The following is a 24,911-nucleotide window of genomic DNA, read 5'->3' as shown; positions in this document are numbered from 1 at the left end:
ACGGTCCGCCGCCCAGGCCGACAGCCCTGACCAGCGCGAGGCTGAAGAGTCACTTCCGGGCAAAACATCAGATATGACTCAAAACAGGACGGGTCTGGCATGCGGGACCGTAAGGGGAACTCGGCTATTGCTAGCGAAAACTTCATCCTGGCTTAGAGGAAGGTCCTTGACCCTCCGTCGACCGAACAACAAAGCTAAGGGTCACCGCCTGACGGACTGCCGCAGGTGGCCGGGGGAAGACATCCGATCGTTAACGGCGCCGCCCTGCATATCGCGGCGATCCCCGAAAACGGCCCGGAATTCACAACCGCTTTCTCGATGCGGGTTCGTCCGCGGAATCGGTGTGTCCGGGCCGGTCTCTCCCTGGTTCGAAGATTGAACGATCCACGGTTTCACGATGCCGAAGGCAACACCGAACGGTTCGGTCTAGGAGGGTTCATGGACACCGCGGTGATAGTTGTGGGAGCCGGTCCCGCAGGGCTCATGCTGGCGGGCGAGTTACGCCTGGCCGGCGTCGAGGTGACGGTTCTGGAACGGCTTCCCGAATCCACCGGCGAGTCCCGCGGACTGGGCTTCACCACCCGCACGATGGAAGTGTTCGACCAGCGGGGGCTGCTGCCCCGTTTCGGCGGGTTGGAGACGAGCGCACAGGGCCACTTCGGCGGCATCCCGCTGGACCTGTCCGTCCTCGACGGCGCGCACCTGCCCAACAAGACGATCCCCCAGTCGCGCACCGAGGGCGTCCTGGAGGAGTGGGCCGCCCAGCTGGGCGCGGACATCCGGCGCGGGCACGAGGTGCTCTCGCTGTCCCAGGGTCCCGACCACGTCGAGGTGGAGGTCCGGGGTCCGGCCGGAACGCAGCGGCTGCGCGGCGCCTACCTGGTCGGCTGCGACGGCGGGCGGAGCACCATCCGCAACCGGGCGGGCTTCGACTTCCCGGGCACGGCCGCCACGCTCGAGATGTATCTGGCCGACGTGCGTGGTCTCGATCTGCGTCAGCGCATGATCGGGGAGACGCTGCCCGGCGGCATGGTGATGGTCGGTCACCTCGACGGCGGCATCACCCGGCTCATCGTGTGCGAGGGCGGCACCCCGCCGAAGAAGCGCACCGCGCCCGTCCCGTACGCCGACGTGGCGGCGGCCTGGCAGCGGCTGACCGGCGAGGACATCTCCCACGGGGAGCCGGTGTGGATCAGCTCCTTCGGGGACGCCACCCGGCAGGTCACCGAGTACCGCAAGGGCCGGGTGCTGCTGGCCGGCGACTCCGCCCACATCCATCTGCCCGCCGGCGGCCAGGGGATGAACACCAGTCTCCAGGACTCGGTGAACCTCGGCTGGAAGCTCGCGGCCGTGGTGCGCGGCACCGCGCCGCAGTCGCTGCTCGACACCTACCACAGCGAGCGCCACCCGGTCGGAGCGCGGCTGATGATGAACACCCGGGCCCAGGGACTGCTGTTCCTGAGCGGCTCGGAGATGCAGCCGCTGCGCGACGTGCTGCGTGAGCTGACCGCCTACCCGGACGTCACCCTGCACCTGGCCCGCATGGTGAGCGGCCTGGAGATCCGCTACGACGTCGGCGAGGGCGACCACCCGCTGCTCGGCCGCCGGCTGCCGCACGTGGAACTTGTCGGCGGCGACACCAAGACGAGCACCACTCAACTGCTGCACCCGGCGCGGGGCGTGCTGCTCGACCTGGCGGACAACGCTGCGCTGCGCGAGACGGCCGGGCCCTGGGCGGACCGGGTCGATGTCGTCACGGCCACTCCGCACGAGAGCGGTCCGCTGGCGGACACCACCGGCGTGCTGGTGCGCCCGGACGGCCACGTGGCCTGGACGGCCTCCGGCCCGCAGGACCTCGGCGCGGCCCTGGAGCGCTGGTTCGGTCCCGCCTGACACCCGCACGAGGCACCCGTCCGACCCCGCGGCGGAACCTGTCCGCCCCAGTCGAAGCGCAGGCAAAGGAGACGCACGTCATGCACAGCACCCTGATCGTCGCCCGCATGGAACCCCACTCGAGCGGCGACGTGGCCCGGTTGTTCGGTGAGTTCGACACCACCGAGATGCCCCACCTGATGGGCACCCGGCGGCGGCAGCTCTTCTCCTACCGCGGCCTGTACTTCCATCTCCAGGACTTCGACACCGACGACGGCGGCGCCGCCATCCAGGAGGCCAAGGACCACCCGGCCTTCGTGCGGATCAGCGACGACCTCAAGCCCTTCATCGGTGCCTACGACCCGGCCACCTGGCGGTCGCCGGCCGACGCGACGGCCACCCGGTTCTACCACTGGAACGCGTCCATATGAGCACCCGCCGGGGTGGGAAACGGAGGTCAGGTCCCGTGGGGCGTCGCGTGGTCATCACCGGAATAGGAGTTCTGGCACCGGGAGGAGTCGGCGTCAAGGACTTCTGGAGCCTGCTGAGCGAGGGCCGCACCGCGACCCGGGGCATCACCTTCTTCGACCCCTCGCAGTTCCGCTCCCGGGTCGCCGCCGAGATCGACTTCTCCCCCGAGGCGCACGGACTGACTCCTCAGGAGATCAGGCGGATGGACCGGGCCGCCCAGTTCGTCACCGTCACCACCCGGGAGGCGCTGGCCGACAGCGGACTGGAGACCGCCGACCTCGACCCGTGCCGCACCGGCGTCACCATCGGCAGCGCGGTCGGCGCCACCATGAGCCTGGACCAGGAGTACAACGTGGTCAGCGACGGCGGTCGCCTCGACCCCGTGGACCACACCTACGCCGTACCGCATCTGTACAACCACTTCGTGCCCAGCTCCTTCGCCACCGAGGTGGCGTGGGCGGTGGGGGCCGAGGGCCCGACCACGGTGGTCTCCACCGGCTGCACCTCCGGTCTGGACGCGGTCGGCCACGCGGTGGACCTGATCCGGGAGGGCTCGGCCGACGTGATGATCGCGGGCGCCACGGACGCCCCGATCTCGCCGATCACCGTGGCGTGCTTCGACGCCATCAAGGCGACCACGTCGCGCAACGACGACCCCGAGCACGCGTCCCGGCCCTTCGACGGCACCCGCAACGGTTTCGTCCTCGGCGAGGGCTCCGCCGTCTTCGTCCTGGAGGAACGGGAGGCCGCCCTCCGGCGCGGCGCGCGGGTGTACGCCGAGATCGCGGGATACGCCTCGCGGTGCAACGCCTTCCACATGACCGGGCTGCGTCCGGACGGCCGCGAGATGGCCGAGGCGATCCGGATGGCCCTGCACGAGTCCCGGCTCGGGCCCGAGGACATCGACTACATCAACGCGCACGGCTCGGGGACCAAGCAGAACGACCGGCACGAGACCGCCGCGTTCAAGCGGAGCCTCGGCGAGCACGCCCGGCGTGTGCCGGTCAGCTCCATCAAGTCGATGGTCGGCCACTCGCTGGGCGCGATCGGCTCGATCGAGATCGCGGCCTCGGCGCTCGCCATCGAGAACGACCTGGTGCCGCCGACCGCCAATCTGCACACCCCGGACCCCGAGTGCGACCTGGACTACGTGCCGCTGACCGCCCGCGAATGGCGCACCGACACGGTGCTGACCGTCGGCAGCGGATTCGGCGGATTTCAGAGCGCCATGGTCCTGACCACGGCCGATCGCGGCTGACAGCCCACTGCAAGGGCAGAGAGGAACACGGCGTGACACAGGCAGCGGTGATCACCGGGGTGGGCGTCACGGCCCCCAACGGGCTGGGTGCGAAGGAGTACTGGGACGCGACCCGCGCGGGCCGCAGCGGCATCGGACCGGTCACCCGCTTCACCGCGGACGGCTACCCGTCCCGGATCGCGGGTGAGGTGCCGGGCTTCGTGGCGGAGGAACACCTGCCGAGCCGGCTGATCGCGCAGACCGACCGTATGACCCGGCTGGCGCTGCTGGCGGCGGACTGGGCACTGGCGGACGCCGGAATCGAGCCGGAGAAACTGCCGGAGTTCGACGCGGGTGTCATCACCGCGAGCTCGTCCGGCGGATTCGAGTTCGGCGAACGCGAGCTCCGTAACCTGTGGAGCAAGGGCGGCGCGCACGTCAGCGCCTACCAGTCGTTCGCCTGGTTCTACGCGGTCAACACCGGCCAGATCTCCATCCGGAACGGCATGCGCGGTCCCAGCGGGGTCGTCGTCAGCGACCAGGCGGGCGGTCTGGACGCCCTCGCCCAGGCGCGGCGTCAGATCCGCAAGGGCTCCAGCGTCATCGTCTCCGGCGGGGTGGACGCCTCGATCTGCTCGTGGGGCTGGGTCGCCCAGCTGGCGGGCGGTCGGCTGAGCACCTGCGACGACCCGGCTCGCGCCTACCTGCCGTTCGACGCGGCGGCCGGCGGTCACGTGCCGGGCGAGGGCGGCGCGATCCTCGTCCTGGAGGACGCCGAGGCGGCCCGTCGGCGCGGGGCCCGGGTCTACGGCGAACTCGCCGGCTATGCGGCGACGTTCGACCCCGCGCCGGGGAGCGGGCGTCCGCCGGGGCTGCGCCGGGCGATCGAACTCGCCCTGGACGACGCCCGGTTGGCTCCGGAGGAGATCGACGTGGTGTTCGCGGACGCGGCGGCCGTACCGGAACTCGACCGGGCGGAGGCGGAGGCCCTGAACGCGGTGTTCGGGCCGCGTGGGGTGCCGGTGACGGCCCCGAAGACGATGACCGGCCGGCTGCACTCCGGAGCGGCGCCCCTCGACGTCGTCGCGGCGCTGCTGTCCATCCGGGACCGCACGATCCCGCCGACGGTGAACGTGTCGCCGGACCAGGGTTACGAACTGGACCTGGTGACCGACCGGCCCCGGTCCTCGGACGTGCACACCGCGCTCGTGGTGGCACGCGGGCAGGGCGGATTCAACTCGGCGGTCGTCGTCCGGCGGGCCGACTGACCGCGGACACCGCGCGCCCCCGGCCGGCCCGGGCGCGCCCCTCACGACCCCTCACGACCCCACACGACAGGGAGTGACCAGCCAATGAGCACCCACGCATTCACCATCGACGACCTCAAACGGATCCTGCACACGTCCGCGGGCGTGCCCGAAGGCGTCGACTTCGACGGAGACATCCTCGACATCGCCTTCGACAGCCTCGGCTACGAGTCGCTGGCGCTGCTGGAGACCTGCGGCAGCATCGAGCGCGAGTTCGAGGTCAGCATCGACGACGACGCGCTGACCATCACGGACACCCCGCGCACCCTGCTGCGACTCGTCAACGACCAGCTCGTGACCCCCAGCACGCGCTGAGCGCGGGCGCCACCGCCACGGACCCGCCGGGCCCGGACCGCATCACCACCGATTCACGACAAGGGGAGCACATGTCACAGCAAGGCGAGCGGGTCGCTCTGATCACGGGCGGCACCAGCGGCATCGGTCTGGCGGCCGCGCGGACCCTGGGCCGGGCCGGGCACCGGGTGTTCATCTGCGCGCGGGACGCGCAGAAGGTCGACTCGACGGTCAAGCAGCTGCGGGAGGAGGGGCTGACCGCGGACGGCGCGGCCTGCGACGTGCGGTCGCGGGACGAGATCGGCGCGCTCGTGCGCACGGTCGTCGAACGGTTCGGCCCGGTGGACGTCCTGGTCAACAACGCCGGCCGCAGCGGCGGCGGAGTGACCGCGGACATCGCGGACGACGTGTGGTTCGACGTCATCGACACCAACCTCAACAGTGTCTTCCTGGTCACCCGGGAAGTGCTGACGACCGGCGGCATGCGGGAGAAGTCCCGTGGCCGGATCATCAACATCGCCTCCACCGCGGGCAAGCAGGGCGTGGTCCTGGGCGCCCCCTACTCGGCGTCCAAGCACGGCGTGGTCGGCTTCACCAAGGCGCTGGGCAACGAGCTGGCGCCGACCGGCATCACCGTCAACGCGGTCTGCCCCGGTTATGTCGAGACACCCATGGCGCAGCGGGTCCGGCAGGGATACGCGGCGGCCTACGACACCAGCGAGGACGCGATTCTGGAGAAGTTCCAGGCCAAGATCCCGCTCGGCCGCTACTCCACACCGGACGAGGTCGCCGGACTCGTCGGCTATCTGGCCACGGACACCGCCGCCTCCATCACCGCGCAGGCCCTGAACGTCTGCGGCGGGCTCGGCAACTTCTGATCCTCCCCGGCCGGCAGCGGACGAGAGACGCCCGGCATCGCACGGGACACCACCGGCATCGACCAGCAAGGAGTGAGCACATGTCGCAGAAGGGCCTGCGCGAGGTCGAGCACGACATCACGATCGACGCCCCGGCGGACGCCGTCTACCGACTGATCGCCGAGGTGGAGAACTGGCCGCGGATCTTTCCGCCGACCATCTACGTCGACCACGTCGAGCGGGGTGAGCGCGAGGAACGCATCGAGATCTGGGCGACGGCCAACGGCGAGGCGAAGAACTGGACGTCACGCCGCACCCTGGACCCGGACGGGTCGCGCATCACCTTCCGCCAGGAGGTCTCCACCCCGCCGGTCGCGGCGATGGGCGGGGCCTGGATCATCGAGCCGCTGTCGGGCACCTCCTCGCGGGTGCGGCTGCTGCACGACTACCGGGCGGTGAACGACGACCCCGAGGGACTGCGGTGGATCGACGAGGCCGTCGACCGCAACTCCCGATCCGAACTGGCGGCGCTGAAGTCGAACATCGAACGCGCGCACGCGTCCGATGAGTCGACGTTCTCCTTCGAGGACACCGTGCTCATCGCCGGATCCGGCAAGGACGCCTACGACTTCATCAACGAGGCCGGCCTGTGGGTGGAGCGGCTGCCGCACGTGGCGTCGGTCCGCTTCACCGAGGACACGCCGGGTCTGCAGGTCCTGGAGATGGACACCCGGGCCAAGGACGGTTCGACGCACACCACCAAGTCGTACCGGGTGACCTTCCCGCACCAGAGGATCGCCTACAAGCAGGTCACGCTGCCCGCGCTGATGACCCTGCACACCGGCCTGTGGACGTTCACCGAACAGGACGGGGGCGTCGCCGCCACCTCGCAGCACACGGTCGTCCTCAACACGGACAACATCGCGCGGATCCTCGGGGCCGGGGCGACGGTCGCGGACGCCAGGGAGTACGTGCGCTCCGCGCTGAGCACCAACAGCCGGGCGACCCTGAACCATGCCAAGGACTACGCCGAGCAGCGGGCCTGACCATGACCGAGGAGTACGAACGCACCCAGGTGATCGTGGTCGGTGCGGGCCCGGTCGGGCTCATGCTCGCCGCGGAACTGCGGCTGGGCGGCGCGGACGTGATCGTCCTGGAGAAGCTGCCCGCGCCCACCACGGAGTCGCGCGCCTCCACCCTGCACGCCCGCACGATGGAACTGTTCGACAGCCGAGGCCTGCTCGACGAGCTGGGCCCGGTGCCGAACGACACCCGAGGCCACTTCGGCGGGATCCCGCTGGACCTCACCCTGCCCGGCAGCCACCCGGGCCAGTGGAAGGTGCCGCAGGACCGTACGGAGGCCCTGCTCGGCTCCTGGGCGCACCGGCTCGGCGCCGACGTCCGGCGGGGGCACGAGGTGACCGCGCTGACCGTGACCGACGACTTCGCCGAGGTCGAGGCCGTGGGGCCGGCGGGCCCGGTGCGGATCCGCGCCCTGTGCGTGGTCGGCTGCGACGGTGAGCACAGTACGGTGCGCGCTCTGGCGGGCCTGGACTTCCCCGGTACCGACGCCGTCCGCGAGCTGATCCGGGCGGACGTGGCGGGCATCGACGTCCCCGACCGCCGGTTCGAGCGGCTGGAGGGCGGGCTGGCCATCGCGGCCCGGCGTGGCGACGGCGTGACGCGGATCATGGTGCACGAGTTCGGGCGCGTCGCCGCGCCCCGCGCCTCGGCCCCCGAATTCGCCGAGCTGGCGACGGTGTGGAAGCGGGTCACCGGAGAGGACGTCAGCGGGGGCACGCCACTGTGGATCAACGCCTTCGGTGACGTGTCCCGGCAGGCCGCGCGCTACCGCGACGGGCGGGTCCTGCTGAGCGGGGACGCCGCCCACGCGCAGATGCCGATCGGCGGCCAGGCCCTCAACCTGGGGCTCCAGGACGCCGTCAATCTGGGCTGGAAACTGGCCGTCCAGGTGTCCCGCAAGGGGGCGCCGGGGCTGCTGGACAGCTACCACGACGAACGCCACACGGTGGGCCGCCGGGTGCTGTCCGGGATCCGGGCCCAGGCGCTGTTGCTGCTGTCCGGCCGAGAGGTCGAACCGCTGCGCGCGGTCGTCGGCGAACTGGTGCGCGGCGACGACGCCCGCCGTCATCTGGCGGCCACCATCAGCGGCCTGGACATCCGCTACGACGTCGGCCCCGGCGCACATCCGCTGCTGGGCCGGCGGCTCCCTCCCACTGTCCTGGACCGCGGTGCGGGCGGGACCGTGAGCACCACCCAACTGCTGCGCACCGGCCGGGGGTTGCTGCTGGACCTCTCCGGCGACCGCGCCCGGGCCGACCGGCTGACCGCCGTGGCCGCGCCCTGGCGGGACCGGGTGCGCACCGTGGCCGCCGCCGTACCGGACGACGGTGGCCTGTCCGACGCCGGTGCCGTGCTCGTGCGGCCGGACGGACACATCGTCTGGACCGACTCCGACGGAACGAGTCCCGAGACCGCGCTGCACCGCTGGCTCGGGTTGCCCGACAACGAACACCCCATCTCTGGAGGACTTTCATGAGCAGGCTCGCCGGCAAGACCGCCCTCGTCACGGGTTCGAGCCGAGGAATCGGCAGGGCGACCGCAGAGCGCCTGGCGCGCGACGGCGCGCTGGTCGCCGTGCACTACAACAGCGACGACGTAGCGGCCGGGAAGGTCGTCGCCGGTATCGCCGAGGCGGGCGGGCGGGCCTTCTCCGTCCAGGCCGAACTCGGCGTGCCCGGCGACGTCGACGCGCTCTTCGCGGGCCTGGAGGCCGGTTTCGGGGAGCACGGCGCGAGTGGGCTCGACATCCTGGTGAACAACGCGGGCGTGATGGGCGGGGTGCCGCCGGAGGAGGTGACCCCGGAGATCTTCGACCGGCTGGTCGCGGTCAACGCCAAGGCTCCGTTCTTCATCGTGCAGCGCGCGCTGGGAGTCCTCCGGGACGGCGGACGCATCATCAACATCTCCTCCGGGCTGACCCGCTTCGCCAATCCGCAGGAAGTCGCCTACGCCATGACCAAGGGCGCGATCGAGCAGCTCAGCCTGCACTTCGCCAAGCACCTGGCCGGCCGCGGCATCACCGTGAACTCGGTGGCTCCCGGCATCACGAACAACGGCACCCCGGTCTTCGACATCCCCGAGGTGGTCGAGCAGATGGCGGCGCTGTCGGCGTTCAACCGGGTCGGCGAGACCCAGGACGTCGCCGACGTGGTGGCGTTCCTGGCCTCCGACGACGCCCGCTGGATCACCGGCTCCTTCCTCGACGCCAGCGGCGGCACCCTGCTCGGCGGCTGACGGCGGTACACCGGGCGCCCGGCCGGTTCGGTCCGGCCGGCGCGGCGACGACGAGAGGGCGAGCACGCGCATGACCACCGACAGGGCCGCCACGGCCGACTCCACCGGGACCGTCTTCCCACGCGGCCTGCTGTTCGTGCTGTCCGGCAACATGCTCCTGGACGCCCTGGAGGTGTCGGTGGCCGTTGTCGCCCTGCCGTCGATCGGCGCCGACCTCGGCCTGTCGCTCACCGCCCTGGGCTGGGTGGTGAGCGGCTTCGCCCTCGGCTTCGGCGGCCTGCTGCTCCCGTCGGGGCGGCTGGTCGCCGTGCTGGGCCGGCGCCGGGTGTATCTGGCGGCGCTGCTGGTGTTCGCCGTCGCGTCCGTGCTGGGCGCGCTGGCGACGAGCGGGCCGCTGCTGATCGCCGGACGGTTCGTGAAGGGCTGCTGCGCCGCGCTCACCGCGCCCACCGGGCTGGCGATCATCGCGGACGCCTTTCCCGCGGGTCCTGCGCGCAACCGGGCGGTGTCCGTCTACTCGCTGTTCGGAGCGGGCGGGTTCTCGGCCGGGCTGGTTCTGTCGGGGCTGCTGACCGAGGTGAGCTGGCGCTGGACGTTCCTGTTCCCGGGGCCGGTCGCCCTCGTACTGTTCCTGTTCGGGCTGCGGCTGATCCCCGGCCGTGCCCCCGGCGAGGAACCCGAGCCACAACCACCAGTGCGATCGGCCGTGCTTCGTTACGACGTGCCGGGTGCCGTCACCTTCGTCGGTGCCCTTCTCGCGCTGGCCTGGGCGCTGACCCGGGGGCCCGGCGCGGGGTGGGCGGATCCGCTGACGCTGACCGGGCTGCTGCCGGCCCTGGCGCTGGGCGCGGCGTTCGTGCGGATCGAGCGGACCGCACCACGGCCGCTGCTGCGCACCGCGCTCATCGCCGACCGGCCGCTGCTGTGGTCGGCGCTGGGGGCCGCGGCGCTCAACGGTTCCTATCTGGGCTTCCTGTTCGTCGTGACCTTCGACCTCCAGTCCGGCCTGGGCTGGTCACCGCTCGCCACCGGTCTGGGGCTGCTGCCGGCGAGTCTGCCGCTGGCGGCGGCGGTGGCGACGGGGATGTCCGGGCGGCTGGTGGGCCGGTTCGGACCGGCCCCGCTCATCGCGCTGGGCGCCTGGGCGCCGCCCGCCGGATATCTGTGGTGCCTGGCGGCCGGTGACCACCCCTCCTACGCGTCCTCGACGCTTCCGGCCCTGCTGCTGGTGGGGCTGGGCTTCGTCCTGCAGTTCGCGGCGCTCAACACCCAGGCCATGTCCGGCGTGCGGCACGCCGATCGCGGCTCGGCCGGCGCCCTGTACCAGACCTCGGTGCAGGTGGCGGGCGCCCTGACGACCGCGCTGGTCGCGTCCCTGCTCGCCGCGGGGGCGGACGGGGCACGGCGCACCGCGCTCGTCCTCGTGACCTCGGTCGCGGTGGCCGGGTTCGCGGTCGCCGTGGCCGCGAGAGCGCCCCGCCGTGGGGCGAACCGGACAGTCGTCCCGGCGCGCCGGGACGACTGACGGTCCATCACCAACTGTGCCCTGTAAGCCACTTGTGGCATCGGGTTCCGTTACCGCATCGCCGCCGCGCGGCACGTACGCAGCCGAGCCAGTACCCCCACCGTTCGAGAGGAATACCGTGTCGGACATCGTTGCGCTGAATCTGGCCGTCATCGTGGGAAGCACCCGTTCGGGGCGGATCGGGCCCCTCGTGGCGGCCTGGCTGGCCGACCGGGCCGGCGGCCACGACGACCTGAACGTCGACCTGATCGACCTGGCCGAGGCCGGTCTTCCGAGCGACCTCGACGCCTCCTCACCGCAGGTGACCGCGGTCGCGCCGCGACTGGCCCGGGCGGACGCCTTCGTGGTGGTGACGCCCGAGTACAACCACAGCTTCCCCGCTCCCCTGAAGACCGCGATCGACTGCTTCCGCACCGAGTGGCAGGCGAAGCCGGTGGGCTTCGTGTCGTACGGCGGCATGGCCGGCGGCCTGCGGGCGGTGGAGCAGCTGCGTCAGGTGTTCGCCGAGACGCACACGGTCGGCGTGCGCGACACCGTCAGCTTCCACAACGTCTGGGAGCAGCTGGGCGAGCAGGGCCAGTTCCCGGTGGAGCCCGCGGGCTGCGACGCCGCCGCCAAAACCATGCTCGACCAGCTCGTGTGGTGGGCACGCACCCTCCGCACCGGCCGGCAGGCCCACCCCTACAGCATCTGACCGCAGCCACCCCACCGCCACGCCTACGCCAAGGGGGACACCGTGCCGGCAACCGGCCTGCTCCAGCATTTCCCAGCCCCGTCCGAACAGAGTGCCGACGCGACGGTCCGCGTCCGTGACGTCGTGGACGTCGTGGTCGTCGTGCCCGGCCTCGGGGGCCCCGCCGACGACGGCCAGCACACCGGGACGCGAGCCGGCTCCGGGGCCGCGGCACCGGACCCGGCAGAGGCCGCGGGCCCGGCCCCGGCCGGCCCCGCGCCCCGCGACCAGGGGCCGCACCCCGTCACCGAACTGGTACGCGTGCACCGGGGCCGGCCCACCGCCGAGGAACTGGCGGCCGTGATCGCCGTGCTGCTGGCACGGGCCGACGCCGCCGGTCCCCTCGAGCACGCCCCGCTGCGGTCGGCCCCGCGCTGGCGCCGGCACGACCGCGGGCTCGGCTACCGCACCGCCCACAGCTGGCAGTCGAACCGGCGTCCCCGGCGCGCGGAACGGGGCGCGCTGTGAAGATCCTCTTCGTCGCCGGAGGGAGCGCGGCCACCGTGTTCGCGCTGGCCCCGCTCGCGACCGCGGCCCGCGGGGCCGGGCACGAGGTCGTCATGGCCGCCGTCGGCGACATCGTGCCGGTGGTCGCCGGGGTCGGCCTCCCCGCCGTCTCCATGACGTCCTCTCCGATCCGTGACTTCATCTACCGGGACCGGGACGGCGCGCCCGTGACCCCGCCGACCGACCCCGAGGACCAGCCGGCCTTCACCGGACGCTGGTTCGGACGGATGGCGGCCGCCACCCTGGGCCCCCTGACCGATCTCGCGCACGACTGGCGCCCGGACCTGGTGGTCGGCGGCACCATGATGTACGCCGCCGGCCTGCTCGCCCGGCAGTTGGGCGTACCGTACGTGCGCCATGCCTGGGACGCGGTCGAGGCGACCCGTATCGATCCCGGCGGCGAGGAGGAACTCCGGCCGGAGCTGAAGCGGCTGGGTCTGTCCGGGCTGCCCACGCCGGATCTGTTCATCGATGTCTGCCCGCCCAGCCTGCGGCCCCCGGACGCGACGCCCGCCCATCCGATGGCCTGCCGGCCGGCCAACACGCAGCGCGCGCTGGAGCCGTGGATGTACACGCGGGGCGAGCGGCCCCGGGTGTGCGTCACGGCCGGCAGCCGGGTCGCCAACGACGACGGCACCGCGTACCTGCGCGAGGCCTACGAGTTCCTGCGCGACCTGGCGCTCGATGTGACGGCACTGGACGCGGAGGTGGTGATCGCCGCACCGGAGAGCGTGGCAGCCGACCTGCGGGCCGAGATGCCGGGCGTGCGCGCGGGCTGGGTCCCGCTGGACGTCGTACTGCGCACCTGCGACCTGCTGGTGGGGCACGCCGGCGGGGTCACCACCCTCACCGCGATGTACGCGGGCGTTCCGCAGTTGATGCTGCCGCAGTGGGGCATCCTCGGCCCACCGACACGGCGGCTGGCCGCCTACGGCGCGGGCATCGCCCTGCACCCCGGCGAGGCCGACCGGGCACGTGTCGCGGAGTCCTGTCGCGCGCTGCTCACCCGGCCTTCCTACACCGAGCGGGCCGAAGCCCTGGCCCGGGAGATCTCCGAGATGCCGCCGCCGGCCGAACTCGTCGGCGTGCTTGAGAAGTTGTGACCGCGACGGACGGCCGATCCGCGGCCGTACGAGGAGGCATTTTCCGATGAAAGCCCTGGTGCTGTCGGGCGGGGCGGGCACCCGCCTGCGGCCGTTCAGCCACTCCATGCCCAAGCAGCTCATCCCGGTCGCCAACAAACCGGTCCTCGAACACGTCCTGGACAACATCGTCGCGATCGGCGTCACCGACATCGGCATCGTCGTCGGCGACTGGGAACCCGAGATCACCGCGGTGCTCGGCGACGGCTCGCGGCTGGGCGCCCGCCTGACCTATCTGCGGCAGGACAAGCCGCTCGGGCTCGCCCACTGCGTGTCCGTCGCCCGGGACTTCCTGGGCGAGGACGACTTCGTGATGTACCTGGGCGACTGCATGCTCGTCGAGGGCGTGGCCGAGGCGGCCGAGGAGTTCGCCCGCGTCCGTCCCGCCGCGCACGTGGTCGTGCACAAGGTGGCCGATCCGTCCGCCTTCGGGGTGGTCGAGATGGACCCGGAGGGTACGGTGCGCCGGCTGGTGGAGAAGCCCCGCGAGGCGCGCAGCGACCTCGCCCTGACCGGCGTGTACTTCTTCACCCCGGACATCCACCGGGCGATCGCCGCGATCGAACCCAGTGAGCGTGGCGAGCTGGAGATCACCGACGCCATCCAGTGGCTGGTGACCGACGGCGCCGAGGTGCGGGCCGGCCGGTACCACGGCTACTGGAAGGACACCGGCCGCATCGACGACGTCCTGGAGTGCAACCGCAAGCTCCTCGACGGCCTGGTCCGGCGGATCGACGGCGAGGTGGACGAGGCCAGCGAACTGAGCGGGGCCGTCGTCGTGGAGCCGGGCGCCACGGTGGTGCGGTCCAGAATCGAGGGTCCTGCGGTCATCGGGGCGGGCACCCGGGTGGAGGACTGCGTGATCGGTCCGCACACCTCGGCGGGCCGGGGCTGCGCCCTGACCGGCTCGCACCTCGACTACTCGATCGTGCTCGACGGCGCGGAGATCCACCGGGCCGGCCGGCTGCACGGATCGGTCATCGGTCGCTTCGCGGTGGTCGGTCCGGTGACGGACGACGACAACCGCCGTCGGCTGGTGATCGGTGACCACAGCCGGGTCCAGGTGGCGGGGTGAGCGTGCGGTGTCCCGTCCGCATCGGCGTCCTGGGCTGCGCGGACATCGCGCGCCGCCGGATGCTGCCCGCCATGGCGGCGCTCGGGGACACGGAGATCGCCGCCGTCGCCAGCCGCGACGAGGACACGGCGGCGCGGACCGCGATGCCGTACGGGTGCCGGGCGGTGGCCGACTACGCGGAGCTGGTCACGCTGCCGGACGTCGAGGCGGTGTACGTCCCGCTGCCCGTGGCGCTGCACGCCGAGTGGGTGGAGGCGGCCCTGCGCGCGGGCAAGCACGTGCTCGCCGAGAAGCCGCTGACCACCGACCCCGAGCGCAGCCGCGCCCTGTTCGCCCTCGCGCGTCGGCGCGGACTGGTGCTGCGGGAGAACGTGATGTTCGTCCACCACGCGCAGCACGCGGCCGTACGCCGTCTGGTGGACGACGGCGTGATCGGTGAACTGCGGTCCTTCCACGCGGCGTTCGCAGTGCCGCGCCGCCCCGACGGCGACATCCGGCTGGTCCCGGAGCTGGGCGGCGGAGCGCTGTGGGACGTCGGCGTGTACCCGGTACGGGCCGCCGTCCACTTCCTCGGGGCCGGACTGCGCGTCGCGGGGGCGGTACTGACCCGGGACCGCCACGGACGGGAGGTGGACACTGCCGGCAGCGCGCTGCTGCGCACTCCGGACGGTGTCGGCGCCCACCTGGACTTCGGGATGGACCACGCCTACCGCTCGTCGTACGAACTCTGGGGCAGCGCGGGCCGCATCACGGTGGACCACGCCTTCACCCCGCCGGCCGACCGGCGCCCGGTGCTGCGTGTCACGGGCGCGACCGGGACCCGGGAGGTCGTGCTCGAACCCGACGACCAAGTGGCCAACACCGTGCGGGAGTTCGCCCGGGCCGTGCGCGCGGCCGGCACCGGCCCGCTGCCCCGGCCGGCCGGCCGGGCCGAGGAAGCCGCGCTGCTCCAGGCCGACCTGCTGGCCGACGTGCGGCGCGGCGCGGATCTCGGTCTCGCGCACGCCCGTCCATCGCTTTCCGGAACGGAGTACTCATGAGGATCCTCGTCACGGGCGGGGCGGGCTTCATCGGCTCGGCCTACGTCCGCCGCCTGCTGGAGGGCGTGTACCCAGGGACCGCGGGCGTCCGGGTCACGGTGGTCGACAAGCTGACGTACGCGGGCAACCGCATCAGCCTGCCCGCCGCCCACGACCGCCTCGACTTCGTCGAGGGCGACATCTGCGACCTGCCGCTGCTGCTCGAGGTGCTGCCCGGTCACGACGCGGTGGTGCACTTCGCCGCGGAGTCGCACGTCGACCGGTCGCTGCTGTCGGCAGCGGAGTTCGTCCGGACGAACGTGTCCGGCACCCAGAGCCTGCTCGACGCGTGCCGCGCCACGGACGTCCCGCGGATGGTGCACGTGTCCACGGACGAGGTGTACGGCTCCATAGCCGAGGGCTCCTGGACCGAGGAGAGCCCGCTGCTGCCCAACTCGCCCTACGCCGCTTCGAAAGCGGCCTCCGATCTGATGGCCCGCGCCGCCTGGCGCACCCATGGACTGCATGTGTCCGTGACCCGCTGCTCCAACAACTACGGCCCGCGCCAGCACCCGGAGAAGGTCGTCCCGCTGTTCGTCACCAACCTCATGGAGGGCCACCCGGTCCCGCTGTACGGGGACGGCACCAACGTGCGCGAGTGGCTGCACGTGGACGACCACTGCCGGGCGCTGCACACGGTGCTCACGGGCGGCGGAGCCGGGGAGGTCTACAACATCGGCGGCGGCACCGAGCTGACGAACCTGGCGCTCACCGAGCGGCTGCTCGAACTGTGCGGCGGCGACCGGTCGATGATCCAGCGGGTCGCCGACCGCAAGGGCCACGACCTGCGCTACTCGCTCGACGCCGGGAAGATCCGCGACGAGCTGGGCTTCGTGCCGCGCATCGGCATCGACGTGGGCCTCGCCGCCACCGCCGCCTGGTACCGCGACAACCCGGACTGGTGGAAGGCCGTCAAGGACCGGGCGAGGTCGGCCTCATGAGCGCGGGCCGGGCGACGGCCGGCACCGTGGTGGGGCGGGGCTTCCTCGCCCGCCACCTGGCCCCGGTCGCCGAGCGGCACGCCGACACGGTGATCCTGGCCGCCGGGGTCTCCCTGGCCAGCACGACGGCACCGGAGGAGTTCGCCCGGGAGGCGGAGCTCCTGGACGAGACGATCGACGCGTGCCGCACCCTCGGCCGGCGCCTGGTGTTCTTCTCCACGGCCTCCACCGGCATGTACGGCACCACCGCGGGGCCGGGCCGGGAGGACATGCCGGTCGTACCGGGCACCCCGTACGCACGGCACAAGCTCGCCCTGGAGCGGCGGCTGCGGGCGTCCGGGGCCGACCACCTGGTGCTGCGGCTGAGCCATGTCGTCGGGCCGGGGCAGCCGCCGCATCAGCTGCTGCCGACGCTGGTACGGCAACTGCGGGAGGGCCTGGTGCAGGTCCAGCTGCGCGCCACCCGGGACCTCATCGGCGTGGCCGACGTGGTGACCGTCGTCGACCGGCTGCTGGCGCTCGACGTGCGGAACACGGTCGTCAACGTCGCCTCGGGGACGGCCGTGCCGGTCTCGGCGGTCGTCGACCACCTGGAACAGCGGCTCGGGCTGGTCTGCCGACGGGAGTTCCGGGACACCGGGTCGGGGTGCACGGTCGGCGTCGACCGGCTGCGCTCCCTCGTCCCCGAGGTGGCCGCCCTGAGGTTCGGACCGCACTACTACCGCGGAGTGCTGGACGGTTACGCGACTTCCGTGGCCCAGGCGCCCCATCGAACGGAGAGGTAGCAACCCATGACCCGGCACGCAGCGAGCCCCGTGCTCGTCTCACCGCGCCCCAGAGACAACGCCCGGCTGCCCGGCCGGCTCGCCCGGTCCGCCGCCACCACGGAGGGCGCGGACCTCCGCCTGGAGGACGTCCCCGGCTGGCTGGCCGACCGCGACCGCGCGCACCGCTTCGAGGTGGAGCGCATCCCCTTCGCCCGGCTCGACGCCTGGTCGTTCGATCCGGGCACGGGCGACCTCGGGCACCGCAGCGGACGGTTCTTCACGGTCCGGGGGCTCAGCGCGCACGTCGGCGGCGAGCCCGCTACCGACTGGCAGCAGCCCGTGATCGAGCAGCCCGAGGTGGGCATCCTCGGCATCCTCGCCAAGGAGTTCGACGGGGTCCTGCACTTCCTCATGCAGGCCAAGATGGAGCCGGGCAATCCCAACCTGCTCCAGCTCTCCCCCACCGTGCAGGCCACCCGCAGCAACTACACACGGGTGCACCGGGGAGCGCCCGTGCGGTACCTGGAGCACTTCCTGCGGCCCGAGCGGGTCGTCGCGGACACGCTCCAGTCGGAGCACGGCTCCTGGTTCTACCGCAAGGCCAACCGCAACCTGATCGTGGAGACGGACGGCGCGGTGGAGCCGCACGACGACTTCCGCTGGCTGACGCTGGGGCAGATCCACGCCCTGCTGCGCCGGGACAACCTGGTCAACATGGACTCCCGGACCGTCCTGTCCTGCCTGCCCCTCCCGGCCGCCGCGCCGGAGGCGCTGCACTCCGACACCGAACTGCTGTCCTGGATCACCGGGGAGCGGTCGCGGCACGACGTGACGACCGAGCTGATGCCGCTGGCGCGGGTGGAGGGCTGGGTGCGGGAGGAGTCTCGCATCCGGCACGAGCACGAGCGGTACTTCGACGTGGTGGCCGTGTCGGTGCGGGCGGGCAGCCGCGAGGTCACCTCGTGGACGCAGCCGCTGTTCGAGCCGCGCGGCCGGGGAGTCACCGCGTTCCTGACCCGGCGCATCGGCGGAATGCCGCACTACCTGGTGCACGCCCGGGTGGAGGGCGGGTTCCTGGACACCGTGGAACTGGGGCCGACCGTGCAGTGCGGGCCGGGCAACGTCGCCCATCTGCCGCCCGAGCGACGACCGCGCTTCCTGGACACGGTGCTCTGCGCGGGGCCTGAGCGGATCCGCTACGCCGCCGTGCACTCGGAGGAGGGCGGCCGTTTCCTCAACGCCGAGAGCCGCTACCTGGTGGTGGAGGCGACGGACGACGAGGCCCCGCTGGTGGAGCCGGAGGGTTTCCGCTGGGTGACGGCGGGCCAGCTGACCTGGCTGGTCCGGCACGCCCACTACATCAACGTCCAGGCACGCACGCTGCTGGCCTGCCTGTACGCCATGGACACCGGAAAGGAGCCGTCATGCTGAGCGGCACACTCACTCTGGACGCCGTCGAGATCTTCCTGCCGGAACGCACGACCACCGTGGAGGAGCGGGGCGAGGCCTTCGGCCTGAGTCCGGCCCAGATCCATCTGTTCCGCGGCATCCACGGCCTCGACAAGCTGCGCTACGACCCCGAGTTGAGCCTGTACGACCTGGTGCTGCCGCCCGCGCGGAAGGTGCTCGCGGACGTCGACCTCGGCTCGGTGCGGTACGTCGTGTATCCGCACGCCGTGCCGCACACGGGTCCGTCCACGGTGGACCCGGTGCAGGAGATGCTCGCAATGCTGGGCCTGGAGCACGCCACGGCCTTCGCGCTGACCCAGCAGAACTGCGCCGGCACGGTCTCGGCCATCGACGTCGCCGGGCGGCTGCTCCAGGCCGACGGCGATCCGGAGGCGAGGGCGCTGGTCCTGACCGGCGAGAAGATCTTCACCCGGGACCTCCAGATCATCTTCAACTCCTGTGTCATCGGCGAGGCGGCGGGCGCCTGTCTGCTGTCGTGGAACGGGCCCGGCGATCCGGTCCGCTCCTTCGCGGTGCGCACCTTCGGCGAGTACGCCGCCGGCGTCGAGATGACGCCGGAGCAGCACCGGGTGGCGGGCGCGGAACGCCCCGGCGTCATGGCCGACCTGATCCGTGAGGCCGTCGAGGCGGCCGGGTGCTCGTTCGACGACATCGACGTCGTGATCCCCACGCATCCCAACCGGACGTTCTGGGGGCAGATAGTCCAGGACCTGGGCTGGCCGCCGGACAAGCTCTACCTGGAGAACATCCCCCGCTACAGCCACTGCCTGACGGCGGACCTGATGGTCAACTACGTCACGCTGCGGGACGAGGGCCGTCTCGTGCCGGGCCGCAGCTACATGTTCCTGGCCACGGGCATCGGCTCGACCTTCACCGCCATGGTCTTCACCGCCACGGCCCAGGACGCGCCGGGCCGACCCCGGGCCGTCGTCGGCACGGGCGTCACCACAGAAACGAAGGGCCGGTAACCGTGCCTCTGCGACTTCACGCCGGCGCTGTGGTCACCCCGCCCGGCGCCCCTTACCAGGTGAACGAGACCGTCCTGCGCTACAACCGCGACCTCGTAGAACTCTTCGGCGGCAAGCTGGACGAGGACCTGCTGCGGGCGGGCGCCCAGGCCGACCACACCCGGATGGCGGACCTGCTCGTCGAGCGGCTCCCGGCCGGCACCGCCCGACCCGATCTGGTCGTGCTGGCCGCGGCGCTGCCCGACCTCAACCCGGTCCGATCGGTCTCGGCCTACCTGGGGCTGCTGACCGGAGGCCGGGCCGACCAGTGCTTCTCGGTCACCGAACAGGGTCTCGGCGCGGCCTTCACCGCGCTGCGCATCGGGGCGGCGCACGAGAAGACGGGCGGTTCCTCCACGTTCCTGCTGGCGGTGCTGGAGCAGACCACGCTGCCGGCCCACGACCCCGTGGTGCACGACGGCGTCCCGCTGCGCGACTCGGGCGTCCTGCTGCTGTTCGACAGCGGGACCGGCTTCGGCGAGGTCTCCTCGGTCGCCCGGCTGCGCGACGCCGCACTGCTCGGACCGCGGCTCGCCGAACTGACGGCAACGGCTTCCCGTCCGTTGGTGGTGACGGGCCCCTGGACCGACCCCGACGCCATGCCCGCGGGCGTCGCATGCCACCGCGTGCCTCCCGGCAGCTACTGCACCAGCGTCTGGACGGCGCTGGCCGAGCACTGGACGCTCTGGCGCGAGGAGTACGACACCCTGGTGCTGTGCGACACCGACCCCCGGTCGGGCACCGCCCACGTGGCCGTCCTGGAGCGGGGCCGATGAGCGCGCCGCCGACGCAGCGGCAGGTCGTCACCGAGGGACCGGAGGGCATCGCGGAGACCGTGGCGGAACCCGCCACGATGCACAACCGGGTCGCGGAGCTGACCGCGTTGAGGCAGTCGGTCCTGGACGGGCCCGGGGAACGGGCGACGGCGGCCCAGCGGGCCAAGGGCAAGCTGACCGTGCGCGAGCGGATCGACCTGCTGCTCGACGAGGGCTCCTTCACGGAGGTGGAGGCCTTTCGCCGGCACCGCTCGACCGGGTTCGGGCTGGAGACCAAGAGGCCGTACACCGACGGGGTGGTGACGGGCTGGGGCACGGTGAACGGCCGGACGGTCTTCGTCTACGCCCACGACTTCCGCATCTTCGGCGGCGCGCTCGGCGAGGCGCACGCCGCGAAGATCCACAAGATCATGGACATGGCCCTCGCGGCGGGCGCGCCCCTGGTGTCCCTCAACGACGGCGCCGGCGCGCGGATCCAGGAGGGGGTCAGTGCGCTCGCCGGTTACGGCGGGATCTTCCAGCGCAACACCCGGGCCTCCGGGGTGATCCCGCAGATCAGCGTGATGCTCGGCCCCTGCGCGGGCGGCGCGGCCTACAGTCCGGCGCTGACGGACTTCGTGTTCATGGTCCGTGAGACCTCGCAGATGTTCATCACCGGGCCCGACGTGGTGAAGGCGGTGACCGGCGAGGAGATCACGCAGAACGGGCTGGGCGGTGCCGACGTGCACAGCTCGACCTCGGGCGTGGCGCACTTCGCGCACGCGGACGAGCAGTCCTGCCTGGAGGACGTGCGCTATCTGCTGTCGATGCTGCCGCAGAACAACCGCGAGCACCCGGCGTCCGTCCCCGCCGACGACCCGCCGGACCGGCGCTGCGAGTCGCTGGCGGACCTGGTGCCGCTCGACGGCGGCACGCCCTACGACATGCGCCGGGTCATCGAGGAGATCGTCGACGACGGCGAGTACTTCGAGGTGCACGAGCGCTGGGCGGGCAACCTCATCTGCGCGCTGGCCCGGATGGGCGGCCAGGTGGTGGGGATCGTGGCCAACCAGCCCCAGTCCATGGCCGGGGTGCTGGACATCGACACGTCGGAGAAGGGCGCCCGTTTCGTCCAGATGTGCGACGCGTTCAACATCCCGCTGGTCACGCTGCTGGACGTGCCGGGTTTCCTGCCCGGCGTGGACCAGGAGCACAACGGCATCATCCGGCGCGGCGCCAAGCTCCTGTACGCCTACTGCAACGCCACCGTGCCGCGCATCTCCCTCATCCTGCGCAAGGCGTACGGCGGGGCGTACATCGTCATGGACTCCCGGTCCATCGGCGCCGACCTCACCTTCGCCTGGCCGAGCAACGAGATCGCCGTGATGGGCGCGGAGGGCGCAGCCAACGTCATCTTCCGCCGGCAGATCGCGGAGGCGGAAGACCCCGACGCCGTACGGGCCGAGATGGTCAAGGAGTACAGGGCCGAGCTGATGCACCCCTACTACGCGGCCGAACGCGGGCTGGTGGACGACGTCATCGAGCCGGCGGCCACCCGTGAGGTGCTGATCCGCTCGCTGACGATGCTGGCCGACAAGCACGCCGAACTGCCGTCCCGCAAGCACGGAAATCCGCCGCAGTGAACAGGACACTCCGCCCTTCGGATTTCGCGCAATCTTAGAAAAGGGTGCCTTGCCCGCCCGCCGCCGACCCGGAAAGCTGGTACGGCGAATTCATTTCCTTTCCTCACTGGAGGCATCGTGACCGTCATCGACGAAGCGACCCGGAAGTACGTGAAGAACATCGTCTGCGACATCCTGGAGGTGGAACCCGAGGAGGTCACGGAGACCAGCCTGCTGGCCGAGGAGCACGACGCCGACTCCCTGCGCTCCATCGAGATCCTGGCCGCCATCGAGGTCGCCCTCCAAGTCTCCATCGAGCAGGTCGAGATGAAGCGCATGGTGAACCTCGAGAGCATCTACGAGGTGCTTGCCGAGGCGAAGGAGAAGGCGAACGAGGGGACGAAGGCGAAGGCCAAATAGCGCCCGCCAGGGAATACAGAGGAACCGGAATCGACCCTTGAGGGGTACTCATGAATTCAGCTCTTTCCCGAGCTGACCGCAGGCCGGCGTCCCAACGCGTCGTCATCACCGGGCTCGGTGTTTTCTCCAGCATCGGCACGGGTGTCGCTGAGTTCACGGAGGGACTGCGTGTCGGGCGCAGCCGCGTCGCACCGATAACGGCCTTCGACACCACCGGTTTCGAATACGCCAACGGCTGCGAGGTGGCCGCGTTCGAGCCGGAGAAATGGATCCACCACACTGCGGTGGAGAAGCTGGGACGGGCCACCCAGTTCTCCGTGGCGGCCGCCCGTATGGCGGTGGAGGACGCCGGCCTCACCGACGAGGACCTGCGCGGGCTGCGCGGCCAGATCTCCATCGGCACCACCGACGGGGAGTCCCGCGACGCCGACACCCTGGTGGCCCAGCGGGTCGCGGGCGATCCGTCGGCGGTGAACGGTGCGCTGGCGCGGCGGCTCGGTGTGCAGGGGCTGTCCGCCGCGGTGGCCCGGGAGTTCTCCCTGACGGACGTCGAGGCGCTCACCCTGGGGACCGCCTGCTCGGCCGGCAACTACTCGGTGGGCAACGGCTTCGACGCGATCCGGGTCGGCGACGCCGACTTCGCCCTGTGCGGCGGGGCGGACGCCATCTGTCTGAAGAACTTCGTCTCGTTCTACCGGCTGGGCACGGTCGCCCCCGATGTGTGCCGGCCGTTCGACAAAAACCGGCGGGGGCTCCTCAACAGCGAGGGTGCCGGGGTGGTGATGCTGGAGAGCCTGGAGTCGGCGCTCGCCCGTGACGCCCGCGTCTACGCCGAGGTCCTCGGGTACGGACTGAGCTGCGACGCGCACCACCCGGCCGTCCCCGACCAGTCCAGCGTCGCCCGGTGCATGACCTCGGCGCTGGAGAACGCGGGAGTGGCCCCCGAGGAGGTCGACCTGATCTCGGCGCACGGCACCGGCACCAGGGCCAACGACACGACCGAGTCGCGCGCGATCCGCGAGGTCTACGACAATCTGCCGCCCCGCACCATCTCGCTGAAGTCGATGCTGGGCCACGCCATGGGCGCGGCGAGCGCGCTGGCCACCATCGCCTGCTCGCTGGCGATCACCCACGGCTTCATCCCGCCGACGATCAACCATGTCGAGACCGACCCGGAGTGCGAGATCGACTGCGTTCCCAACGAGTCGGTCCCGGCCGACCTGCGGATCGTGCAGAACAACGGTCTGGCCTTCGGCGGCAACAACTCCGTGGTCGTACTCGGCCGTTACGACAGGGAGGCACGGTGACCGGCATGCCCTATCCGGTGATCAGCACATGGTCGGCGACCTCGCCGTTCGGTGTCGGGCGGCCGGCGTTCTCCGCCGGGGTCGCCGGACGGCGGGCGACGAGCGGGCCGCTGGACCCCGACGAGTGGCAGGTGCCCGAGACGCACGGCTGTGTGGTCCCCGGCTTCGACGTGCGGGAGAGCCTGGGCCGCAAGGGCACCCGGATGATGAACCGGGTGACCGGCCTGACGATCACGACGGTCGGCCACGTTCTCGACGAGGTCGACCATCCGGAGGGCGGCGCCGACGACGTCGCGCTGGTGCTGGGCACCACGGCGGGCAGCATGCAGAGCTCGATGGAGATCACCCACAGCTCCCTGACCGGCGCTCGGCCCTACCACGTGGAGCCCGCGACGATCCCGTACGCGGTGATGAACGGCGCGGCCGGGCGCTGTGCCATCTGGTACGGCCTGCGCGGCCCGAACAGCACGATCGGCGCCGGCCGGCCGACGGGCATCGTCGGGCTGACCTACGCCCGTCGGCTGCTGCTGACCGGACGGGCCCGGCAGGTGCTCTGCGGGGCCGCCGAGGAGTTCTCCCCGGCCCGGTCCTTCGTGGAGCACCACGGACGGTTGGAGGACGAGGGCGACACCGTGCTCGGCGAGGGCTGCGCCATCTTCCTGCTGGGGATGGAGCCGGCGCCCGGCACCCGGCCGCTCGCGTCGGTGCTCTCCGTGCGGACCCGGATGGCCGTGGACGGCGACTGGGGCGCGGCCGTGGGGCACTGCGTCGAGGGGGTCCTCTCCTCGGTGGACGAGAAGCCGGACCAGGTCTGGGCGGTGTCGCCCTCCGGTGCCGCCGAGGCGGCCGGCCGGGCCGAACGGGCCCTGCTGACCGAGGTGTTCGGCGACGACACGCTGATCCCACCGGTGGCGGACCTGATCGGCGAGACGCACTCGGCGTCCTCGGCGTTCCAGATCGCCTCGGTCCTCAGCCTGGCCGAGCACGACCCGGCGTCGGCGGGACGGACCGCGGTGATCACCTCGGTCGACCCGAGCGGCATGGCCGCCGCCGCCCTGCTGCGCGTCGCCGGGCCCTGACGCCGGAGCGCGCACCGGCGGGGAGGCGATGCGCCCTGCCCACGGACGCGGGCGGGACCCCGCCCGCGGGTTCCGCCCCCGGCCCCCCGCGACCCCGGCCCGCCCGGGGGGCGGCGGGCCCGGGGT

At 72.0% G+C, this 24,911-nt stretch carries 24 protein-coding genes; all 24 read left to right on the top strand.

Translation table 11 applies throughout. From position 1 onward, the window contains the following. Positions 1–438: 438 nt before the first annotated feature. The 24 genes from ACFWBB_RS23250 (at position 439) to ACFWBB_RS23135 (ending at position 24,785) form a co-directional block, all read left to right on the top strand. The gene (locus tag ACFWBB_RS23250; protein WP_385275622.1) at positions 439–1,893 is read left to right on the top strand and encodes an FAD-dependent monooxygenase; all 1,455 of its coding nucleotides are present in this window, start codon (positions 439–441) and stop codon (positions 1,891–1,893) included. An 80-nt stretch (positions 1,894–1,973) separates the two neighbouring features. Then, positions 1,974–2,303, top strand: coding sequence for a TcmI family type II polyketide cyclase (locus ACFWBB_RS23245; protein ID WP_385275619.1), 330 nt, complete (start codon positions 1,974–1,976; stop codon positions 2,301–2,303). Beyond that, positions 2,300–3,601, top strand: a complete 1,302-nt coding sequence (locus ACFWBB_RS23240) for a beta-ketoacyl-[acyl-carrier-protein] synthase family protein (protein WP_385275616.1) — start codon at positions 2,300–2,302, stop codon at positions 3,599–3,601. The genes ACFWBB_RS23245 and ACFWBB_RS23240 overlap by 4 nt, the downstream gene beginning before the upstream one ends. A 32-nt stretch (positions 3,602–3,633) precedes the next feature. Next, on the top strand, positions 3,634–4,848 hold the full coding sequence (locus ACFWBB_RS23235) for a ketosynthase chain-length factor (RefSeq protein ID WP_385275613.1): 1,215 nt from the start codon (positions 3,634–3,636) through the stop codon (positions 4,846–4,848). 84 nt (positions 4,849–4,932) lie between these two features. After that, on the top strand, positions 4,933–5,202 hold the full coding sequence (locus tag ACFWBB_RS23230; protein ID WP_385275610.1) for a phosphopantetheine-binding protein: 270 nt from the start codon (positions 4,933–4,935) through the stop codon (positions 5,200–5,202). Positions 5,203–5,273: 71 nt separating this feature from the next. Further along, positions 5,274–6,059, top strand: a complete 786-nt coding sequence (gene fabG, locus ACFWBB_RS23225) for a 3-oxoacyl-ACP reductase FabG (RefSeq protein WP_385275607.1) — start codon at positions 5,274–5,276, stop codon at positions 6,057–6,059. Between the two features lie 80 nt (positions 6,060–6,139). Then, complete coding sequence (locus ACFWBB_RS23220; protein WP_385275604.1) at positions 6,140–7,084, top strand: aromatase/cyclase; 945 nt, start codon at positions 6,140–6,142, stop codon at positions 7,082–7,084. 2 nt (positions 7,085–7,086) lie between these two features. Further along, on the top strand, positions 7,087–8,598 hold the full coding sequence (locus tag ACFWBB_RS23215) for an FAD-dependent monooxygenase (RefSeq protein ID WP_385275601.1): 1,512 nt from the start codon (positions 7,087–7,089) through the stop codon (positions 8,596–8,598). After that, positions 8,595–9,356: an SDR family oxidoreductase gene (locus ACFWBB_RS23210; RefSeq protein ID WP_385275598.1), complete on the top strand. Its 762-nt coding sequence runs from the start codon at positions 8,595–8,597 to the stop codon at positions 9,354–9,356. The genes ACFWBB_RS23215 and ACFWBB_RS23210 overlap by 4 nt, the downstream gene beginning before the upstream one ends. 70 nt (positions 9,357–9,426) lie before the next feature. Further along, positions 9,427–10,881 carry an MFS transporter gene (locus tag ACFWBB_RS23205; RefSeq protein WP_385275595.1) on the top strand — a complete coding sequence of 485 codons (1,455 nt, stop codon included), beginning with the start codon at positions 9,427–9,429 and terminating at the stop codon, positions 10,879–10,881. A gap of 118 nt (positions 10,882–10,999) precedes the next feature. Continuing rightward, complete coding sequence (locus ACFWBB_RS23200) at positions 11,000–11,575, top strand: NADPH-dependent FMN reductase (RefSeq protein ID WP_385275592.1); 576 nt, start codon at positions 11,000–11,002, stop codon at positions 11,573–11,575. A gap of 42 nt (positions 11,576–11,617) precedes the next feature. Then, positions 11,618–12,082, top strand: a complete 465-nt coding sequence (locus ACFWBB_RS23195) for an acyl-CoA carboxylase subunit epsilon (RefSeq protein ID WP_385275589.1) — start codon at positions 11,618–11,620, stop codon at positions 12,080–12,082. After that, a complete protein-coding gene (locus ACFWBB_RS23190; RefSeq protein WP_385275586.1) occupies positions 12,079–13,224 on the top strand; it encodes a glycosyltransferase in 1,146 nt (381 codons plus the stop codon). The genes ACFWBB_RS23195 and ACFWBB_RS23190 overlap by 4 nt, the downstream gene beginning before the upstream one ends. A gap of 46 nt (positions 13,225–13,270) precedes the next feature. Continuing rightward, the gene (locus ACFWBB_RS23185) at positions 13,271–14,338 is read left to right on the top strand and encodes a glucose-1-phosphate thymidylyltransferase (protein ID WP_385275583.1); all 1,068 of its coding nucleotides are present in this window, start codon (positions 13,271–13,273) and stop codon (positions 14,336–14,338) included. Continuing rightward, positions 14,335–15,378 (top strand): Gfo/Idh/MocA family protein, encoded by a 1,044-nt coding sequence (locus ACFWBB_RS23180; protein ID WP_385275580.1) that lies wholly within the window; start codon positions 14,335–14,337, stop codon positions 15,376–15,378. The genes ACFWBB_RS23185 and ACFWBB_RS23180 overlap by 4 nt, the downstream gene beginning before the upstream one ends. Further along, positions 15,375–16,358 (top strand): dTDP-glucose 4,6-dehydratase, encoded by a 984-nt coding sequence (gene rfbB, locus ACFWBB_RS23175; RefSeq protein ID WP_385275577.1) that lies wholly within the window; start codon positions 15,375–15,377, stop codon positions 16,356–16,358. Before ACFWBB_RS23180 ends, rfbB begins: the two co-directional genes overlap by 4 nt. Beyond that, a complete protein-coding gene (locus tag ACFWBB_RS23170; protein ID WP_385275574.1) occupies positions 16,355–17,143 on the top strand; it encodes an NAD-dependent epimerase/dehydratase family protein in 789 nt (262 codons plus the stop codon). Before rfbB ends, ACFWBB_RS23170 begins: the two co-directional genes overlap by 4 nt. Positions 17,144–17,149: 6 nt before the next feature. Next, complete coding sequence (locus tag ACFWBB_RS23165; protein WP_385275571.1) at positions 17,150–18,556, top strand: NDP-hexose 2,3-dehydratase family protein; 1,407 nt, start codon at positions 17,150–17,152, stop codon at positions 18,554–18,556. Beyond that, the gene (locus ACFWBB_RS23160; RefSeq protein WP_385275568.1) at positions 18,550–19,563 is read left to right on the top strand and encodes a 3-oxoacyl-[acyl-carrier-protein] synthase III C-terminal domain-containing protein; all 1,014 of its coding nucleotides are present in this window, start codon (positions 18,550–18,552) and stop codon (positions 19,561–19,563) included. Before ACFWBB_RS23165 ends, ACFWBB_RS23160 begins: the two co-directional genes overlap by 7 nt. Positions 19,564–19,565: 2 nt before the next feature. After that, on the top strand, positions 19,566–20,378 hold the full coding sequence (locus ACFWBB_RS23155) for a hypothetical protein (protein ID WP_385275565.1): 813 nt from the start codon (positions 19,566–19,568) through the stop codon (positions 20,376–20,378). A 77-nt stretch (positions 20,379–20,455) separates the two neighbouring features. Continuing rightward, positions 20,456–22,000 carry an acyl-CoA carboxylase subunit beta gene (locus ACFWBB_RS23150; protein ID WP_385275766.1) on the top strand — a complete coding sequence of 515 codons (1,545 nt, stop codon included), beginning with the start codon at positions 20,456–20,458 and terminating at the stop codon, positions 21,998–22,000. Between the two features lie 117 nt (positions 22,001–22,117). Then, positions 22,118–22,399 (top strand): phosphopantetheine-binding protein, encoded by a 282-nt coding sequence (locus ACFWBB_RS23145; RefSeq protein WP_385275562.1) that lies wholly within the window; start codon positions 22,118–22,120, stop codon positions 22,397–22,399. A 50-nt stretch (positions 22,400–22,449) separates the two neighbouring features. Further along, the gene (locus ACFWBB_RS23140; RefSeq protein WP_385275559.1) at positions 22,450–23,706 is read left to right on the top strand and encodes a beta-ketoacyl-[acyl-carrier-protein] synthase family protein; all 1,257 of its coding nucleotides are present in this window, start codon (positions 22,450–22,452) and stop codon (positions 23,704–23,706) included. Positions 23,707–23,711: 5 nt separating this feature from the next. Continuing rightward, the gene (locus tag ACFWBB_RS23135) at positions 23,712–24,785 is read left to right on the top strand and encodes a beta-ketoacyl synthase N-terminal-like domain-containing protein (protein ID WP_385275763.1); all 1,074 of its coding nucleotides are present in this window, start codon (positions 23,712–23,714) and stop codon (positions 24,783–24,785) included. The last annotated feature ends 126 nt before the right edge of the window (positions 24,786–24,911 follow it).

The organism is Streptomyces sp. NPDC060000, from assembly GCF_042737375.1.
Classification (GTDB): Bacteria; Actinomycetota; Actinomycetes; order Streptomycetales; family Streptomycetaceae; genus Streptomyces.
This window is presented reverse-complemented; position numbering and strand designations above follow the sequence as displayed.

What these genes read in the sequence shown, in the direction of transcription:
- rfbB (WP_385275577.1), top strand. Translation starts at nt 15,375, where the DNA reads ATGAGGATCCTCGTCACGGGCGGGGCGGGCTTCATCGGCTCGGCCTAC.
- ACFWBB_RS23210 (WP_385275598.1), top strand. Translation starts at nt 8,595, where the DNA reads ATGAGCAGGCTCGCCGGCAAGACCGCCCTCGTCACGGGTTCGAGCCGA.
- ACFWBB_RS23215 (WP_385275601.1), top strand. Translation starts at nt 7,087, where the DNA reads ATGACCGAGGAGTACGAACGCACCCAGGTGATCGTGGTCGGTGCGGGC.
- ACFWBB_RS23160 (WP_385275568.1), top strand. Translation starts at nt 18,550, where the DNA reads ATGCTGAGCGGCACACTCACTCTGGACGCCGTCGAGATCTTCCTGCCG.
- ACFWBB_RS23165 (WP_385275571.1), top strand. Translation starts at nt 17,150, where the DNA reads ATGACCCGGCACGCAGCGAGCCCCGTGCTCGTCTCACCGCGCCCCAGA.
- ACFWBB_RS23170 (WP_385275574.1), top strand. Translation starts at nt 16,355, where the DNA reads ATGAGCGCGGGCCGGGCGACGGCCGGCACCGTGGTGGGGCGGGGCTTC.
- ACFWBB_RS23205 (WP_385275595.1), top strand. Translation starts at nt 9,427, where the DNA reads ATGACCACCGACAGGGCCGCCACGGCCGACTCCACCGGGACCGTCTTC.
- ACFWBB_RS23230 (WP_385275610.1), top strand. Translation starts at nt 4,933, where the DNA reads ATGAGCACCCACGCATTCACCATCGACGACCTCAAACGGATCCTGCAC.
- ACFWBB_RS23150 (WP_385275766.1), top strand. Translation starts at nt 20,456, where the DNA reads ATGCACAACCGGGTCGCGGAGCTGACCGCGTTGAGGCAGTCGGTCCTG.
- ACFWBB_RS23140 (WP_385275559.1), top strand. Translation starts at nt 22,450, where the DNA reads ATGAATTCAGCTCTTTCCCGAGCTGACCGCAGGCCGGCGTCCCAACGC.
- fabG (WP_385275607.1), top strand. Translation starts at nt 5,274, where the DNA reads ATGTCACAGCAAGGCGAGCGGGTCGCTCTGATCACGGGCGGCACCAGC.
- ACFWBB_RS23245 (WP_385275619.1), top strand. Translation starts at nt 1,974, where the DNA reads ATGCACAGCACCCTGATCGTCGCCCGCATGGAACCCCACTCGAGCGGC.
- ACFWBB_RS23240 (WP_385275616.1), top strand. Translation starts at nt 2,300, where the DNA reads ATGAGCACCCGCCGGGGTGGGAAACGGAGGTCAGGTCCCGTGGGGCGT.
- ACFWBB_RS23250 (WP_385275622.1), top strand. Translation starts at nt 439, where the DNA reads ATGGACACCGCGGTGATAGTTGTGGGAGCCGGTCCCGCAGGGCTCATG.
- ACFWBB_RS23135 (WP_385275763.1), top strand. Translation starts at nt 23,712, where the DNA reads ATGCCCTATCCGGTGATCAGCACATGGTCGGCGACCTCGCCGTTCGGT.
- ACFWBB_RS23185 (WP_385275583.1), top strand. Translation starts at nt 13,271, where the DNA reads ATGAAAGCCCTGGTGCTGTCGGGCGGGGCGGGCACCCGCCTGCGGCCG.
- ACFWBB_RS23220 (WP_385275604.1), top strand. Translation starts at nt 6,140, where the DNA reads ATGTCGCAGAAGGGCCTGCGCGAGGTCGAGCACGACATCACGATCGAC.